Source organism: Undibacterium sp. Di24W, assembly GCF_049340325.1.
Classification (GTDB): Bacteria; Pseudomonadota; Gammaproteobacteria; order Burkholderiales; family Burkholderiaceae_D; genus Undibacterium.
This window is the reverse complement of sequence record NZ_JBMPOP010000011.1, coordinates 38,765-54,210: the sequence shown is the minus strand read 5'-3', so window position 1 is coordinate 54,210 and position 15,446 is coordinate 38,765. Positions and strand designations below refer to the sequence as shown.

The window sequence follows — 15,446 nt, the reverse complement described above, 5'->3', positions numbered from 1 at the left end:
TTAGTAGGGGGGGGTGTAAATCCCAGCCCTTCGTTATTTGACCTAGCATTTCAATCAAAAAATTAAGTATATGAGCGCTCAAAGCCATTTAGCAGCAATGCCAAGTGTTGATGAGGGCAGAGTTGCGTCTGTTGATATTGGGATTCTTTCTGAGATTCCTGATATGCCGATCAAGTTATCGAGTAAAGAAAAAAAGATTTGGGAGCATGTTTCTCTTGCTCTCAAAGAGTACAACTTGATACACCGTACCGATGGCTTGGCCTTGGCGGTGATCTGTAAAACATTTTGTAGCTGGGTTGATGCTGAGATTGAACTCGATAGATATAAGTCGATGAACAACGGCAGCTTCATTACCGAAAGCGCCAATGGCTATCGCGCACCGCATCCGCTGTATTACATAGCTCGCGATCATAAAAAAGCATTGCTCGACTGGTTGCCTGAAGCGGCCTTGACGATTCCTAGTTTTCAAAAAATCAAAGGTGACAAAATCAACGACAGCCAAGGCCAGTTGTTTGATGACCCTATTGAGAAGTTCCGTTCGCAAAAAACTGCGATTGGGATGCGAGTAGTTCCAAAATAAATATGTCATCCCTAGCAGTATCGCCCCAAAGTAGTTTTGATTGGGATGCTTATGGTCGCGATGTGATCGCCGACAAGTTCCCAGTTTGCAAGTGGACCCGGCTGGCGGTTGAACGACATTATCGCGATATGGCCAATGGCCACAAGCGGGGATTATGGTTTTCAGATGCGCATGCACAGCACGCGCTTGAATCATTCCTCTTCTTGCGGCATAGCAAAGGCGAATGGGCTGGTCAGTCTTTTGTACCATCACCTTGGCAACAATTCTGGGTTGCACTGGCCTTTGGCTGGATGCGTGCCGATGGCACCCGACGATTCAGGGAGGTGTGGGAGGAAGTCCCGCGCAAAAACGGGAAGAGCACCAAGCTATCAGGCGTTGGTCTTTACCTGTTTTTCTTCGATGGTGAAGGTGGTGCAGAGGTTTATACCGCTGCGACCAAGATGGAACAAGCCAGAATTACGCATGACGAAGCGATCCGCATGGTGAATGCCAGCCCGCATTTGCGGCGGCATATCAGCGAGCGGCGTAGCGAATTGTTTGTGCGAGGCAAGGCTGATAAATTTGTCCCACTCGGGCGTGATTCAAAATCGATGGACGGATTAAATCCGCACGGTGCGATTCTTGATGAAGTTCATGCGCACCCAGATAGAACAATTTATGACGTTATCAAATCAGGGCAAGGCGCACGACGCCAGCCGATGCTATGGGAAATTACCACAGCAGGATTTGATCTAAGCAGTTTCGGCTATGAGCAACACTGCTACGCGAAAAAGGTACTTGAACAAACCATCGATGACGATGAGTTCTTAGGGATTATTTACACAGTCGATGATCCGGAAAAATTCGATGATCCGATTGAATGGGCAAAAGCTAATCCGAATCTAGGCGTATCTGTCTACTTGGATGGCCTCGCTGATGCATGTTCTCGGGCAATCAAGCAACCAAGTGAGCAGCCAAACTTTAAAACAAAGCGCCTCAATATTTGGTTGTCCGGTGGGCAGTCATGGATTCCAGTATCGGACTGGCGCAAGTGTGGCAATACTGAATTAAAGATTGAAGATTTTGCAGGCGAAGAATGCTGGATAGGTATCGATCTTGCAGAAAAAAGCGACATCGCAGCGCTTTGCCTGATCTTTAAGCGAAACAGAAAGGCCTATGTATTTTTTAGGCTCTATCTGAACGAATACGAAGTCAATAAGCCAGAAAATCAGCACTATCGGCGCTATGAGCAGCGCGGCGAACTCATCGTCACACCGGGCAATGCGACCGATTTTGAAGTCATCCGTGCTGATATTGAAGGCTTTGCCAAGCAATTTGACATCAAAGAAGTCCCGTATGACCCCAAATTTGCAGCGTATTTTGTGACAAAACTGGCAGAAGCAGGTTTACCGATGGTCGAAATCTCACAGACCAGCAGCCACTTCACCATGCCAATTATTGAAATTGAAAACCAAGTTTTGACCGGTGATCTACAACATGACGGCAACAGCGCCGTGGAATGGATGATCGGCAACGTTGTGATGCGTGAGTCGAAATTCAGTGGGCTCAAGCATCCGACCAAAGAAAAACCAAGCGAAAAAATAGATGCGCCTGTCGCCATGCTGATCGGCATGGGTAGGGCCTTAATGTATGCCGATGATGACATCGATCAAGGTTTCGTCAACTTAAATTAAAACTATGAACACATTCAACCTATCGGCCAAGACCCACACATCGCGCGTCCTGACTGATTGGGCGAAGTCGCGCCCTGGCGCAATGGAACGTATTGGCATCAACAATGCTTCAGTAGTCAGTTCTAACCTAGATGGCATGAGCGAGTTATTTATGCCGATCAATTCGCCATCAGGTTTTAGCGTTACCGATAAAACTGCTATGCAAGTGAGTACTGTTTATGCGTGCTTATCCAAGCTGGCAGGGGCAATACTTCAGCTACCTATCGAGCAATACCGAATCAATCAAGATGGTACGCGCACGCAATCGCCGCGCAATCCATTGTGGTGGCTATTGAATGAAGCGCCAAGCGATGCATGGACTTCAGCAAGCTGGAAAGAATGGATTGTCAAATGTGTCGCCTTGCGTGGTGACCAGTTCACAGAGATTGTCCGCAGCAAGGCTGGGACATCTTATGGCGATGTCGTTAGATTAAAAATTCACCATCCAGATCGTGTTGTCGCGCGCCGGTTGATCGGACGCTTGGTCTATGACATCTATGATCTTGAAACAGGTGTTGCCTATACAGTAGACCAAGACGACATGCTGCATTTCACTGGATTTGGCTTTGATGGCTTGCGCAGCCTCTCCATGATTCAGTATGCAGCGCGTAACGCTATCGGCAATAGTCTGGCGGCGGCTGATTACACAGGCAGAAGCATAGGCGAGGGCGCAATGCCACAAATCGCCCTTACTTACGCCAGCAAAATGAGCCCAGACCAGCAAAAATTGCTGCGTGAGAGCTTTGTTGCTACATACGGTGGCACTAGTGGCAGAAAATTGCCTTTGGTTTTAACCGAAGGCGGAACAGTCAAAGAACTCAGCATCAGCCCTGTCGATATGCAATTGCTCGAATCGCGCCGCTTCGAGCGTGAAGACATCTGCCAAGCGCTTGGGGTCCCTCCTGTTTTGATTGGCGACAACGATAAAACATCAAGCTGGGGAACAGGTATCGAGCAAATTACCCTCGGTTTCGTTAGATTCACAATCAAGCCACATCTTCGCCGGTGGGAAGAAGAGCTCAACCGAAAATTATTTCGCAATGCAGGGCCATTCATTGAGTTTGACCTTGATGGACTCTTGCGTGGCGATAGTAAAGCACAAGCTGAAGCATTCAGATCTGCATTAGGCGGCCCCGGCACAGGTGATGGCTATATGACCGTCAACGAAATTCGCAAAATCAAAAACCTCCCGCCCGAAAAAGACGGCGACCAACTCTTCAAAGCAAACGCATCAATGGCAGCACCTATCAAGGCGACGACATGAAAATCAATAAACTAATGCAGCTGTTGAAAGACAACGCTGCCAACAAAGCAGAAAATATATCCTCGATCCGCATGGAGTCAACAGAGTCCGATATGCACCTTTACGTCTATGACGTGATTGATAGCTATTGGGGCGCGAATGCCGCTGATTTAGTCAAATCTTTGGCAAGTGCGGGCGATAAAACGATTCATCTACACATTAATTCACCTGGTGGTGACGTATTTGAAGCGCGTGCGATGGCTGCAGCGCTCGTTGCACACAAAGGTCAAGTTATTAGCCACATCGATGGCATGACAGCCAGCGCAGCCACCTACTTGGCATTGGCTGCAAATGAAGTTCGTATGACTGATGGCGGTTTATTCATGGTGCACAACTCTTGGACCATGGCTATGGGTGATCGTACTGAGTTGCGTCAAACCGCAGATTTATTAGAAAAGATCGACGGCACTATCGCTTCTGACTACGCGAACAAAACAGGAGCAACGGCTGAGCAAGTTGCAGCTTGGATGGATGCCGAAACATGGTTCACAGCGCAAGAAGCAATGAATGCTGGTTTTATTGACGCCATCGACCCCAACAGCAAAGGCGAAAAAGCACAGGCTAAGTGGAATTTGTCGGCTTATGCCAATGCGCCAGAACAAAAAGAAGAAATAGAGGCGCCAGATTTAATGGCGCTATCAGCACAACAGATCCAGATGAATAAAAACCGTCTGCGATTGTTCCAAATCTAGCGCGCTCGCGCAAGAAACCAAGCCACCTTCGGGTGGCTTTTTTTATGTCCGACTCATTCTTATAAGGGAATTAAAATGAGCATTCAAGCACTCCGTGAGCGCCTAGCCGCCTCCAACAAAGCAGCAAACCACATCCTTGCCGAAAAAGGCTCACAACTGTGGACTAAAGAAGATCAAACGACTTTTGACAATCATGTAGCTGAAGGTGAACGCTGCAAAGCGCAAATTGACGCACATGAAAAAATGATCGCCGAAAACCGGGCTGAAAATTTCACAGATGCGAACGATCATAAGATCGCAGAAAATCACAAAAACGGCAAAAAATTGACGCCTGCTCAAGCCGCTTTCAATGTGTATTTGCGCAAAGCAGATCGTGAAATGACAAACGAAGAGCGTCAGGCCGTCATGAATACGATGTCCACAACAACTGGCTCGCAAGGCGGATTTACCGTTCAATCAGAAATCGCAGCGTCGATGATCGATTATTTGAAGTCCTACGGTTACATGCGTAAGACGTCAAGCCAATTGACTACTGCGCAAGGTAACCCGCTCTCATTCCCAACATCTGATGGTACTGCAGAGACTGGTGAGTGGATCGCTCAAAATACCACAGCAACAGCATTAGACCCATCCTATGGTTCTGTTGCGTTGAACGTATTCAAAGCATCTTCAAAAATCGTTGCAGTTCCTTATGAATTGCTGCAAGACAGCCAGATCGATATTCAGGCGATGGTATTTAAGCGCTTGGCAGATCGTATCGGACGCATTGCCAACGTTGGCTTTACAACTGGTGCCGGCTCAACCGACCCATTTGGTCTGATTACTCAATGCTCAGTCGGTAAAGCTGGCCAAACAGGTCAAACTTTAACGATTACTTACGATGATCTAGTTGATTTGATTGATTCGATTGACGCGGCCTATTTGGATATTCCTGCGACCGTGCCAGAAATGCCTGGTGTCGCTCCCGGCTTTATGTTTAGTCAAGCGATGCGCAGAGTAGTTCGCAAGATCAAAGATACTGCAGGTCGTCCAATCTGGACGCCAAGTTACGACGAAGGCTTAACTTCCAAGACGCCAGATACCTTGCTTGGCTATCCGGTGTATATCAATAACGACGTCGCCGCGCCTGGCGTTTCTGCAAAGTCCCTCGCGTTCGGTAATCTGCATCGCTACATGATCCGCGACGCGATGGATGTGACCATGTTCCGCTTTGATGACTCTGCTTACGCCAAGTTAGGCCAAGTTGGTTTCTTAGCTTGGGCTCGCATGGGCGGTAACTTGATGGATAACCAAGCTGTCAAGGTTTACCAGCACTCTGCTACTTAATCAGATAACAGTCGATTAGTTAGTTAATCACCCAAAAAACCACCCAAAACGGGTGGTTTTTTCTTTGGAGAACGCAATGTCAAAAACAAATAAGGCGCTGGAAACAGGGCAAATCAAGGCGCGTGTGCTCACTGCATGTGCATATGGCGTGGCAAATGATGTCATCACACTTGCCGATGAGGAAGCCGCGCAAGCGCAAGCAAATGGCTTGGTAGACACGGCACCTGAAGCAGTTGCCTATGCCGAAAGCATCGCACTAGTGACTGAAAAAGCAGAATAATCATGTCGCTAAAACTCTATGCGCCAGCAACATTACTGCCAATTACTTTAGCAGAGGCAAAACTGCACCTGCGCGTAGAAATGAGCGTGACTGATGAAGATGCATTGATCACAGCATTGATCGGCGCTGCAACGCAAAGTGCAGAGCACATCATGGGAAGGGCGGTCATGCCGCAAAAATGGCAATTAATGCTAGATGGCTTTGATGACACGCTATTTTTGAGTATGCCGCCAGTTTCATCGGTTGATTCAGTTAAATACATAAATACAGCAGGAACCCTGACAACCTTATCCCCATCAGTGTATCAAGTCGTCATCGGTAGTGATTACACGGCATCCATCGTGCAAGCTTACGGCCAAGTATGGCCAGCGATCCGTTCACAGCCTGAGGCAGTGCAGATCATCTTCTCAACGGGCTATGCAGATGCAGCAAGCGTGCCAGAGTTGATCAAATCATGGATAAAGCTTTGTCTTGGCGCATTGTATGAAAACCGCGAGCTCGAATCTGGCAAGCAAACCTACTCGTTAGGCTTTGCCGATCGTTTGCTAGATCGATACAAGGTGTGGTCGCTATGAACGCAGGCCGACTCAATCGCAGGATCACAATTCAGAGTTTTGGCACGACTCAAGATGCTATCGGGCAGGAGATACAGGACTGGTCAACATTCGCGCAACCATGGGCAAATATTCGGTTTCTGAATGGCGTTGAGTCGGTCAAAGCCGATGCAGAGGTCAGCGTGTCAAAGGTATCAATTCGCATTCGCTATCGCCAAGACATAACCGAAGCAATGCGCATTGTTTATAACGGCATCACGTATCAAATAAAAGCTGTCTTGCCAGATGAAGCGAAACGCGATCACGTTGATCTAGCTTGCGAGGTCGTCAAATGATCAACATCAAATTCGATACATCAGCACTTCAGAAAAACTTAGAGAAGTTCGCAAAAGACATACAAGAAAAGGCGATTCGTCCAGCGGCTTACGCAGCATCTAAAGTCTTGTATGCAGAAATTCAAATTCGCGTACCAGTAGGCGAAACAGGCAAATTGAAAGCTGCTTTGTATCAGTACTACAATGAAAAGCTATCGAAAGATGGCAAGCAAGTTTATTCAGTCGGTGTAAATAAGCGCAAGGCCCCGCATTGGCATTTGCTTGAGTATGGCACGATCCGCGCCCCGGCATATCCATTTATCGCGCCAACGTATGACGCAAAGATTGTTGAAGCAATGCAGGCTGCAAGAACTCGCCTCGCTGAAAAAATAGAAGAGATAAAAAATGATCGAGGCTGATTTATTTACAAAGCTTGCGCCATTGGTGAGCAATCGAGTTTATCCCGATGTTGCGCCAGAAGGTACAGCAAAGCCGTTCATCACCTATCAACAAAGAGGTGGTAAGGCAGTCAATTTTCTAGGTCCCGAATCATCGAACAAAAAGAATGCACGATTCCAAATTAATGTTTGGAGTGCGACAAGAAGCGAAGCCTCGACACTGATTAGACAAATTGAAGATTTAATGGTCACGAGTCCACTCTTTGGGAATATCGAAGGCGGCTCAATTGCCACGTATGACGAAGTAACCAAGGCCAGAGGCGCGATGCAGGATTTCTCCTTCTGGTCATAGCAAAAAATTGAAATAGCAAAGCTCACCGTAAAACGTGGGCTTTTTTTTCGTCTGCCCTTTCGGGCGCAACACAAGCCACTCATTCGGGTGGCTTTTTTTATTCCTTGAAAGGAAATCAAATGTCAGTCTCACTACCAAACGGCATTGTCTTGGCACTTGCCACGGCATACGCTGCAAATTTGACAGTAACGGCAGCATCCAATGCGTCCGAAGCAGTCTTAACAGTAACCAATACACTTGCGAACGGTGATTACTTTGAATTTGTAAGCGGCTGGTCGCGTGCAAATAATCGAGTATTCCGCGCCAAATCTGTCTCAGGTACAAATCTTGTTGCTGAGGGACTAGATACATCCTCGACGACACTGTTTCCTGTTGGCTCTGGTCTCGGCACGATACGCAAAATCAACACTTGGACACAGATCACGCAAATTATGGGCTGCACAAGCTCAGGTGGCGAGCCTCAATATCAAACTTACTCTTTCTTAGAGCAGGACTTTGACAGCCAGATTCCAACAACCACAAGCGCTCAATCTTTGGCTTTGGAGATTGCCGATGATCCTACTTTAGCTGGCTATCAAGCGTTGAAAACTGTTGCTCAAACTCGAGCAGTAACAGCACTCCGCGCAACGTTACCAGCGGGCGGATTCATCTTGTACAACGGCATTTTTGCCTTTGATGAAACGCCATCTTTGACCAAAGGCAATTTGATGTCGGTCAAATCTGGCGTTGCTCTGCAAGGTCGTCCAGTTCGCTACGCAACCTAACCTGAGCACCTAGCTCAATCCTTGCACTGACTTGGGCTGCGTCTTCCTTTCGCGGGGAGCGCAGCCCAAGCACAGGCATTTTTCAAAACCACGCGAAAGAAAATTATGTCTACAAAAAATCCTAAATTTGTATTTGGTACAGCACCTGAAACGTTCAAGCGCAATGTTGAAGTGATCGACATCGAAGGGAATGTTTCAGAAATTGAGTTCACTTTCAAATACCGCACAAAAAAACAGTTCGCAGCGTTGCTCGATGAGGGCGTAAAAGCCGCCAAAGCAGAGCACGCAGCAGCTGATAGCGAATCAGAAAAAACAGGCATAGATTCTATTTCTGATCAGTTCTATAGCGAATTATGCGAAAAGAACGATAAAAAATCTGCTGAATATGTGTTGAAAATTGCCCAAGGATGGGACGTTGCAAACGAGTTCTGCGTAACAAGCTTGCTCGATCTTGAAAACCGTTTTCCTGGCGCTCTGCAATCAACTGCGCAAACCTATGCAAAAGCAGTCTCTGAGGTGCGCACAAAAAACTTGTAGAGCTTGCAAGTCAATTTTATGAACGAGAGCCAAGCCTTGCGGAAATGAACGCCGCAGGCTTGACCCCTGAAGACTATGCAGGCGAAGCAATACCGGTATTTGAGGATAACGAACCAGTCTGGCTTCTATTTATCTCACTACGCACCCAATGGCGCGTTGGGACGAATGGCAATACAGGACTTGATTACAACGTCCTTTACAAAAAATTAGATCGCATGAATTTAGATGATGAAGAGTATTCCCAGATGGAATACGACATCAGCATCTTAGAGTATGCAGCGTTAGAAGAAATGCACAAGCCCGCCGATTAAGCGGGCTTTTTTTATAGGTGTTTTATGTCTGAAAATTTAAGCGCGACCATCGAAGTAGGGCTAGACGGCTCCAAGGTACAGGAGGGAGTCGCGCCCATCACTCGGACACTAGAAAACTTAGGAAAAAGCGCCAAGAGGGCAGGGCGCGATGCGGCCGAAGGTCTAGGATCGGTCGGTGAAGAAACAAGCAAGACGACTGCAAAAGTAGATGCCGCAACAAAGAATTTAATCTCATCGGTAGAGCGTGCCACAGCTCGCGTCAAAGCAGAGCTAGACGGTGGCGCAAAGTCAGGTGCAAAATTTTACGAAGTGCTAGCCAATCAGCGCGGTGTAAGTCTTGATTCTTTGAATCCTTACTTGGCCAAGCTCAAGGAAGTCGAAAAAGCCCAAGAAGATGCCCGTAAATCAACAGGCAATCTAGGCATTTCTGCAGCTCAAACAGCTCAGGCCTTGCGCAATGTTCCAGCACAATTTACTGACATTGTTGTTAGTTTGCAGAGTGGTCAGAAGCCTTTAACGGTTTTCCTGCAACAAGGTGGCCAGTTAAAAGATATGTTTGGTGGTGCTGGCAATGCAGCCAAAGCCTTGGGCGGTTATGTCGTCGGCTTAGTTAATCCCTTTACGATTGCAGCAGGCGCAGCCGCAGCGCTGGGCGTTGCGTATATGCAAGGCAGTAAAGAGGCGCAAGAGTATGCCAAAGCCATTATTTTGACTGGCAATGCAGCAGGCACTACGGCCGACCAGTTGGCGATGATGGCTGCAAAGATCAACGAATCAGGCGGCGGCACTAAGGCCGCATCTGCTGAGGCACTGGCTGCGCTAGTTGGCACCGGAAAAGTCAGTATTGCAAATCTAGAAGGTTTTGCGTCAACTGCCATCAAGATGGAAAAAATCATTGGCAAAAGCATTGCAGACACAGCCAAGGATTTTGAAGATTTAGGAAAAACGCCTGTTGAGGCATCGCTAAAACTCAATGAACAATACAACTATTTAACTGCCAGCATCTATAAGCAGATCAAGGCATTTGAAGATCAAGGTAAAGCAGTTGATGCGGTAAGTCTCGCCCAAAAAGCCTATGCCGATGCAATGAAAGAGCGTACCGCAGGCATTGAGCAGAATCTTGGCACGATAGAAAGTAGCTGGAACTCAATCAAAAGTAGTGCTAAATCCGCATGGGATGCGATGCTGGGCGTGGGTCGTGATACCACTGGAGCTGAAAAAATAGCGCAGTTGCAAGCCAACATTCAAAGCCGTAATAATTTCATCTCAACCGAGCGCCAGGGGAGTCTGTTAATACCAAAAGCGCAATCAGAAAATGCAGCAGATCAAGCTAAGTTGGATATTTTGCAGGCGCAAGTTGTCAATGCGGAAAAATTAGCGGCCATTAAGGCAGATACCAATAAGATCGAGCAAGCAGGCATTGAGTTTCAAAAGCAGGGTGTTCAGTTCTTGGATAAAAAAGCCCAGATGCAAATTGAGCTGACCAAGGCAACTAATTTGTATTTGCAATCAGTTTCAGGTGATAAAAGTCGGAGCAATGAAGACAAGGAAAAAGACAAGGCCCTGACTGAGCGTCTGATTGCGATCAAGGAAAAATATAAAGAGTCAATCTCAAAAGAAGAAAATGCATATCAGTCTTTGGCTAAAACCATTAGTGAAAAATTAGCACTTTCTGAGGTTGAGCTAAAAACTGAAAAACCGCTAACCGAGTCTCAAAGGTTGCGCGTCAAACTCATGGAAGCAATCGCATCTGGCCACGTAAAAATAACGCAGGCACAAATTGCAGAGCAAACCAACAAGATTAATCTAATTCAGTCTAACGAGCTACTGACTACTACTTACAAGAATCTATATGCAGAAATAGACAAGCTCAAGCCTGAAATGTTGAGAAACGAAGCTTCGATTCTTAAAGACATTGACCAAGAAAGTAAAAAGGCAAGAGAGCAGTCTAAAAAATGGATGCAGGAACAGCGGGATAACTATGCAACTGTAAATAGCTCATTAGATGACTATGCATCGAAGATGCAAGAGACTAATGAGCTTGCTCAACTTGAAATTGATTTATTGGGAAGATCTTCTGTTGAAAGAAAAACGCTAGTCGAGCAAAGAAAAATTGAGCTGTCTCTAGAGCGTGAGCTTTCTAAAATACGACAATTGGATTTAACAGATTCAGGAAGACAAAAATTAATAGATAAAGCTTCAAATCAAGCGAATATAGACAAATCAACAGCAGAGTTAAGAGCGCAGCAAAGCGAGTGGACAAAATTCTATGAGGACATCTATAGCGGTCTAAGTGACTCCCTCTATCGCGGTTTCGAAGCTGGCAAAGGTTTCTTCCAATCGTTTTGGGATGGGATCAAGAATTTATTCAAGACGACTGTTTTAAAACTGGCTGTGCAGGGTGTGATGACTGGCGTTTTGGGTGCTGGCTTTGCCGAAACTGCGGCGGCTGCAACTGGCGGCGCTTCTCAAGTTGGCAGTGCTGCGAGTACATACAGCATGGGCAAGACGCTATGGGATGGTTTCGCGGCTGCAGGCTCAGTCGGCGGCGGCATCGCCAGTGTGGCTGGTGGCTATCTCGGGTCTCTTGGGTCGTTGCTTGGCTCCTCCAGTATCTCTGCATTTGGGTCTGGTTTAAGCGGCACGGCGGTTGGTACTCTAGCAGGGGCAGGGCCGACTATCGCAGGCTCAGCGACAGGACTAGGATCAATGGTCGGTGTAGCTGGTGCTGGCGAAGGTTTCGGTGTCTTAGCGGCGGGTGCGGAAGCGGGTAGCGCAGCCGGTGCAGCCGGTGCAGGCGCAAGTATCTCCAGCGTACTAGCAGCGATCCCCGGCTGGGGCTGGGCAGCACTCGCAGCGGCTGCAGTCGCAACAAAATTCGGCGGTGGTAAGGATCGCGTAACCGGCGACCAGTCAGTTTCTGGCATGCTCGGTACTAACGACATCAGCCGCAACGTCAATTGGACGAAAGACGGTGGCTGGTTTAATGCCGATACCGCAGGCACATGGAAATATAACCTCGCCAACTCAACAGCGATAGCAGACAACGGCAAGTCATATCAAGACGCAGCCAACGTCGGCAACGATTCCGCATTACTCAAAAGCCTAAACGACACCTATGCAAGCTTAAAAGCAGCGTCAGCAGATTACGCCAAAGCGCTCGGCTTAGATGCTAGCACCATTGCGGGTCGCGCTGATGCAATCAATTTTGCACTGGGCAAGACCAAGGAAGAAAACGATAAAGCGATTTCAGCGGCTTTCGGTACCGTCGCTGATTCTATAGCTGCATCATTATCGCCAAGCCTCGCGTCATTTGCCAAGGCAGGTGAAAGCACAGGCCAAACGCTGGCACGTCTCGCATCCAATTTTACTGACATCAACAAGATTGTCGGTACGCTTGGCATCAAAGAATTTACCAAGTCGCTCGAAGGTGCAGACTCAGCACAAAAGCTGATTGAATTGTCCGGCGGCATAGAAAAATTTACCTCTGGCGCGGCATTCTTCGCTGAAAACTTCTTGGAGGAATCCGAGAAAATAAAACCTGCTGCTGATTTAGTAGCTGAAACACTCGCTCGTATGGGTAAATCCTCAGTTGACACAATCGCTGAGTTTAGAGAGCTTGTGCAAGGACTTGATCTGACTAGCGAGTCAAGCGCGAAGATGTATGCAGAGTTGATTGCAATTGCTCCGGCATTTAAAGCCGTGGCAGATGTAAATCTTGCTGCTGAATTGAAAAAAACAGAGCAAGCAGCAAGAGACGCAGCCGATGCACTCAAGCTAAAAACCGATATAGACAATGAGCACAAGTCATTGCAAGCCGAATATAACCAGCTAACAATGACAAGTGCGCAGCTATTGAAACTACAGCGCGATGCCCTGTTTGAGTCAAACCAAGGAATATTTGACAGTATTCAAGCGGTCAAGGCGCAACAGACAGCGGCGATTGAATCAGCGAAGGATAAAGAAAAAGAGGAGACGCGCATTGCCGGTATCGCTGCGCAAAGACGAGGCTTAGACATTCAATTAATGGAGGCGCTTGGTAATTCCGAGGGTGCGTTGGCAGCGACTCGCGCTGATGTCTTGAAAACACTTGATTCTTCACTTTGGGATACTCAAAACGCATTGTGGGCGGCACTCGATAGTAATGCCGCAATTGAAAAAGCGAAGCAGTCGGCAGCGAACGCAAAAGCCGAATCGGACAGGGTATTGCAGCAGATGCAAGCTGATGCGCAAAAAGCGCAACAAGATTACGAAAAGCGCGTCAGTGATGCCCGTAGTAAGTTGCAATCAGCTTATCAAGCAGAGTCCTCAGTGCTTGAGCAAGTCATATCCAAGATGGGCAGCTTTGCCGATGCAGCACGCAAACTGCAAGACAGCTTACGCTTTGGTAGTTCCTCACCTTTGAATGGTAGCGAAAAATTTGATTTAGCCAAATCAGGGCTATCGAGCGCTATTGCCAGTGCAAGACAAGGCGACCCAGAAGCATTAAGCAAGCTGCAGCAATTTATCGAGTTGTCAAAGCTTAGCTCCAAATCATTCGAAGATTACACATCCGATTTCAATACCGTGATGAATATTCTTGACGACTCAGCATCAACGGCTGAGACGCAAGAGAGCATCGCAAAAAGCCAGTTAACTACGCTTAAAACACAGGTTGATAGTTTGCTCAGTGTCGATAAGAACGTGATGTCTGTCGCTGACGCAATACGTGAGCTGCAATCACTCACATCTGGTGGCTTATCTAGTGTTGTTGATGCTATCACTGGGCAGGCAAATGCAAAAGCAGCAGCGGAGGCGGCGAAGGCAATACCTAATACAGCTAGCTCCAAATATGGCTTTGCAGGTGGCCGTAGTTATGGATTGGATGCGGTAAGTACAGCATATACAGCGCCATCCTCTGGCGATGCAGGCAAGCAATATCAGCAGTTTTATGCCGATGCAAATGATTGGGTTAAAACCATAGGTGCTGCGACGGGTGTTGGTGAAGTGGAGTCGTTTAAGGCCATGGCAGCTAGCGTAATGATGCAGAGTTTTGATGGGGGCTTCGGAAAAGATGCGTCTATCCAAGCGGGCAAGGACTGGCTCAGAAAGCAATATCTCTCAACCTATGGCGATCTGGGTCGTGGCATTCCTGCATTCGCTGGCGGCGGCACCTTTGGCGGCGGCTTGCGCTTGGTCGGTGAAAACGGTCCTGAGTTAGAGGTCACAGGACCATCCCGTATTTTCAACGCCAGTCAGACCGCTAGCATGTTGCGCTCGGGTGGCGCATCAGATCAAGACCTGATCGCAGAGATAAAACTACTGCGCGAAGAGGTGCAAGGCTTACGCGCAGAAGCCCAAGCAACGGCAGGCCATACATCAAAGACAGCGCGTCTACTCGATAGAGCGATGCCAGATGGTGATGCATGGCAGACCAGGGTGGTGGCATGAAGCTAATTAAACCGACCCTCATCACCGACGCAATGCTGACCACTGCGCCAGTAGAACCAATCCCAGGCATGACGTGGAATGCAGGCACAAACTATCTAGTTGATGCACTTGTAGAGCGAACTACAACGCACCGTAGATATAAGCGCAAAGTTGCAGGAACGACAGCCACAGCGCCGGAGTCTGATACGGTCAACTGGGCAGACACCGGGCCATCTAACCGATGGGCGATGTTCGACCGCAAAGTCGGCACGATTACAACAACGACTAGCTCGCTAAGCGTCGTGCTAAGACCTGGCTCAGTTAGTGGCTTATCGCTGCTTGAGCTAGTAGGGCGGCAAGCGGTTGTGACAATGAAAGACGCGCCAGCCGGCACAACAGTCTATAACCGCACGGTCAGCTTAGACGGTACGGTAATCGGTAGCTTCTTTGAATGGTTCTTCACCGACTATGTGCAGCTAACTGACTTTGTTTTAGTCGATCTACCTGCGCAATTCACGAGTTGTGAATTGACTGTTGCAATCACTGCGACGACAACAGTCTCTTGCGGGGTGTGTGCAGTTGGTCAAGTTGTCGATTTGGGCGGGACGCTTTCTAGCGCAACGGTTGGCATTGTCGATTACTCAGTTAAGACAGTCGATACCTTTGGAAATATTGATGTTGTCCAGCGCTCATATAGCAAGCGTAACAGTCTTAAATCAATCGCGCCAAAGAGTGACTTTAACCGCATTTTTAGAACGCTCGCAAGTCTACGCGCAACGCCTTGTGTCTACATCGGTACCGAAATGCCGGGCTATGAGCCAATGATTGTTTACGGCTTTTACAAAGAGTTTTCAATCGACGTGAGCTATCCAACACATCACCTCTGCAATTTAGAAATCGAAGGATTAATTTAA

Annotated in this window: 15 protein-coding genes; all 15 read left to right on the top strand. The window is 47.7% G+C overall.

Features of this window, described 5'->3' with window-relative positions; all coding sequences use genetic code 11:
• Window positions 1–70 precede the first annotated feature (70 nt).
• The gene (locus ACO0KZ_RS19220; protein WP_422998212.1) at window positions 71–580 is read left to right on the top strand and encodes a P27 family phage terminase small subunit; all 510 of its coding nucleotides are present in this window, start codon (window positions 71–73) and stop codon (window positions 578–580) included.
• 2 nt (window positions 581–582) lie between these two features.
• A complete protein-coding gene (locus ACO0KZ_RS19215) occupies window positions 583–2,253 on the top strand; it encodes a terminase large subunit (RefSeq protein ID WP_422998210.1) in 1,671 nt (556 codons plus the stop codon).
• Between the two features lie 4 nt (window positions 2,254–2,257).
• A complete protein-coding gene (locus tag ACO0KZ_RS19210; RefSeq protein ID WP_422998208.1) occupies window positions 2,258–3,556 on the top strand; it encodes a phage portal protein in 1,299 nt (432 codons plus the stop codon).
• Window positions 3,553–4,287: a head maturation protease, ClpP-related gene (locus ACO0KZ_RS19205; RefSeq protein WP_422998206.1), complete on the top strand. Its 735-nt coding sequence runs from the start codon at window positions 3,553–3,555 to the stop codon at window positions 4,285–4,287. The genes ACO0KZ_RS19210 and ACO0KZ_RS19205 overlap by 4 nt, the downstream gene beginning before the upstream one ends.
• A 75-nt stretch (window positions 4,288–4,362) precedes the next feature.
• Window positions 4,363–5,613: a phage major capsid protein gene (locus ACO0KZ_RS19200; protein ID WP_422998204.1), complete on the top strand. Its 1,251-nt coding sequence runs from the start codon at window positions 4,363–4,365 to the stop codon at window positions 5,611–5,613.
• A gap of 76 nt (window positions 5,614–5,689) precedes the next feature.
• Window positions 5,690–5,893 (top strand): hypothetical protein, encoded by a 204-nt coding sequence (locus ACO0KZ_RS19195; protein WP_422998202.1) that lies wholly within the window; start codon window positions 5,690–5,692, stop codon window positions 5,891–5,893.
• 2 nt (window positions 5,894–5,895) lie between these two features.
• A complete protein-coding gene (locus tag ACO0KZ_RS19190; protein ID WP_422998200.1) occupies window positions 5,896–6,468 on the top strand; it encodes a head-tail connector protein in 573 nt (190 codons plus the stop codon).
• Window positions 6,465–6,782: a phage head closure protein gene (locus ACO0KZ_RS19185; RefSeq protein WP_422998198.1), complete on the top strand. Its 318-nt coding sequence runs from the start codon at window positions 6,465–6,467 to the stop codon at window positions 6,780–6,782. Before ACO0KZ_RS19190 ends, ACO0KZ_RS19185 begins: the two co-directional genes overlap by 4 nt.
• Window positions 6,779–7,180, top strand: a complete 402-nt coding sequence (locus tag ACO0KZ_RS19180; protein ID WP_422998196.1) for an HK97-gp10 family putative phage morphogenesis protein — start codon at window positions 6,779–6,781, stop codon at window positions 7,178–7,180. The genes ACO0KZ_RS19185 and ACO0KZ_RS19180 overlap by 4 nt, the downstream gene beginning before the upstream one ends.
• A complete protein-coding gene (locus ACO0KZ_RS19175; RefSeq protein WP_422998194.1) occupies window positions 7,167–7,511 on the top strand; it encodes a DUF3168 domain-containing protein in 345 nt (114 codons plus the stop codon). The genes ACO0KZ_RS19180 and ACO0KZ_RS19175 overlap by 14 nt, the downstream gene beginning before the upstream one ends.
• Before the next feature lie 119 nt (window positions 7,512–7,630).
• On the top strand, window positions 7,631–8,275 hold the full coding sequence (locus ACO0KZ_RS19170; RefSeq protein ID WP_422998192.1) for a phage tail protein: 645 nt from the start codon (window positions 7,631–7,633) through the stop codon (window positions 8,273–8,275).
• 105 nt (window positions 8,276–8,380) lie between these two features.
• The gene (locus ACO0KZ_RS19165) at window positions 8,381–8,812 is read left to right on the top strand and encodes a phage tail assembly chaperone (RefSeq protein ID WP_422998190.1); all 432 of its coding nucleotides are present in this window, start codon (window positions 8,381–8,383) and stop codon (window positions 8,810–8,812) included.
• 44 nt (window positions 8,813–8,856) lie between these two features.
• A complete protein-coding gene (locus tag ACO0KZ_RS19160; RefSeq protein WP_422998188.1) occupies window positions 8,857–9,123 on the top strand; it encodes a DUF1799 domain-containing protein in 267 nt (88 codons plus the stop codon).
• Between the two features lie 24 nt (window positions 9,124–9,147).
• Window positions 9,148–14,553 (top strand): phage tail length tape measure family protein, encoded by a 5,406-nt coding sequence (locus ACO0KZ_RS19155; RefSeq protein WP_422998186.1) that lies wholly within the window; start codon window positions 9,148–9,150, stop codon window positions 14,551–14,553.
• On the top strand, window positions 14,529–15,446 hold the full coding sequence (locus ACO0KZ_RS19150; protein WP_422998184.1) for a hypothetical protein: 918 nt from the start codon (window positions 14,529–14,531) through the stop codon (window positions 15,444–15,446). Before ACO0KZ_RS19155 ends, ACO0KZ_RS19150 begins: the two co-directional genes overlap by 25 nt.

Bases quoted from the DNA above. Each gene is read 5' to 3' on its own strand.
- ACO0KZ_RS19220 (WP_422998212.1), top strand. From the start codon at position 71: ATGAGCGCTCAAAGCCATTTAGCAGCAATGCCAAGTGTTGATGAGGGC.
- ACO0KZ_RS19215 (WP_422998210.1), top strand. From the start codon at position 583: ATGTCATCCCTAGCAGTATCGCCCCAAAGTAGTTTTGATTGGGATGCT.
- ACO0KZ_RS19210 (WP_422998208.1), top strand. From the start codon at position 2,258: ATGAACACATTCAACCTATCGGCCAAGACCCACACATCGCGCGTCCTG.
- ACO0KZ_RS19205 (WP_422998206.1), top strand. From the start codon at position 3,553: ATGAAAATCAATAAACTAATGCAGCTGTTGAAAGACAACGCTGCCAAC.
- ACO0KZ_RS19200 (WP_422998204.1), top strand. From the start codon at position 4,363: ATGAGCATTCAAGCACTCCGTGAGCGCCTAGCCGCCTCCAACAAAGCA.
- ACO0KZ_RS19195 (WP_422998202.1), top strand. From the start codon at position 5,690: ATGTCAAAAACAAATAAGGCGCTGGAAACAGGGCAAATCAAGGCGCGT.
- ACO0KZ_RS19190 (WP_422998200.1), top strand. From the start codon at position 5,896: ATGTCGCTAAAACTCTATGCGCCAGCAACATTACTGCCAATTACTTTA.
- ACO0KZ_RS19185 (WP_422998198.1), top strand. From the start codon at position 6,465: ATGAACGCAGGCCGACTCAATCGCAGGATCACAATTCAGAGTTTTGGC.
- ACO0KZ_RS19180 (WP_422998196.1), top strand. From the start codon at position 6,779: ATGATCAACATCAAATTCGATACATCAGCACTTCAGAAAAACTTAGAG.
- ACO0KZ_RS19175 (WP_422998194.1), top strand. From the start codon at position 7,167: ATGATCGAGGCTGATTTATTTACAAAGCTTGCGCCATTGGTGAGCAAT.
- ACO0KZ_RS19170 (WP_422998192.1), top strand. From the start codon at position 7,631: ATGTCAGTCTCACTACCAAACGGCATTGTCTTGGCACTTGCCACGGCA.
- ACO0KZ_RS19165 (WP_422998190.1), top strand. From the start codon at position 8,381: ATGTCTACAAAAAATCCTAAATTTGTATTTGGTACAGCACCTGAAACG.
- ACO0KZ_RS19160 (WP_422998188.1), top strand. From the start codon at position 8,857: ATGAACGCCGCAGGCTTGACCCCTGAAGACTATGCAGGCGAAGCAATA.
- ACO0KZ_RS19155 (WP_422998186.1), top strand. From the start codon at position 9,148: ATGTCTGAAAATTTAAGCGCGACCATCGAAGTAGGGCTAGACGGCTCC.
- ACO0KZ_RS19150 (WP_422998184.1), top strand. From the start codon at position 14,529: ATGGCAGACCAGGGTGGTGGCATGAAGCTAATTAAACCGACCCTCATC.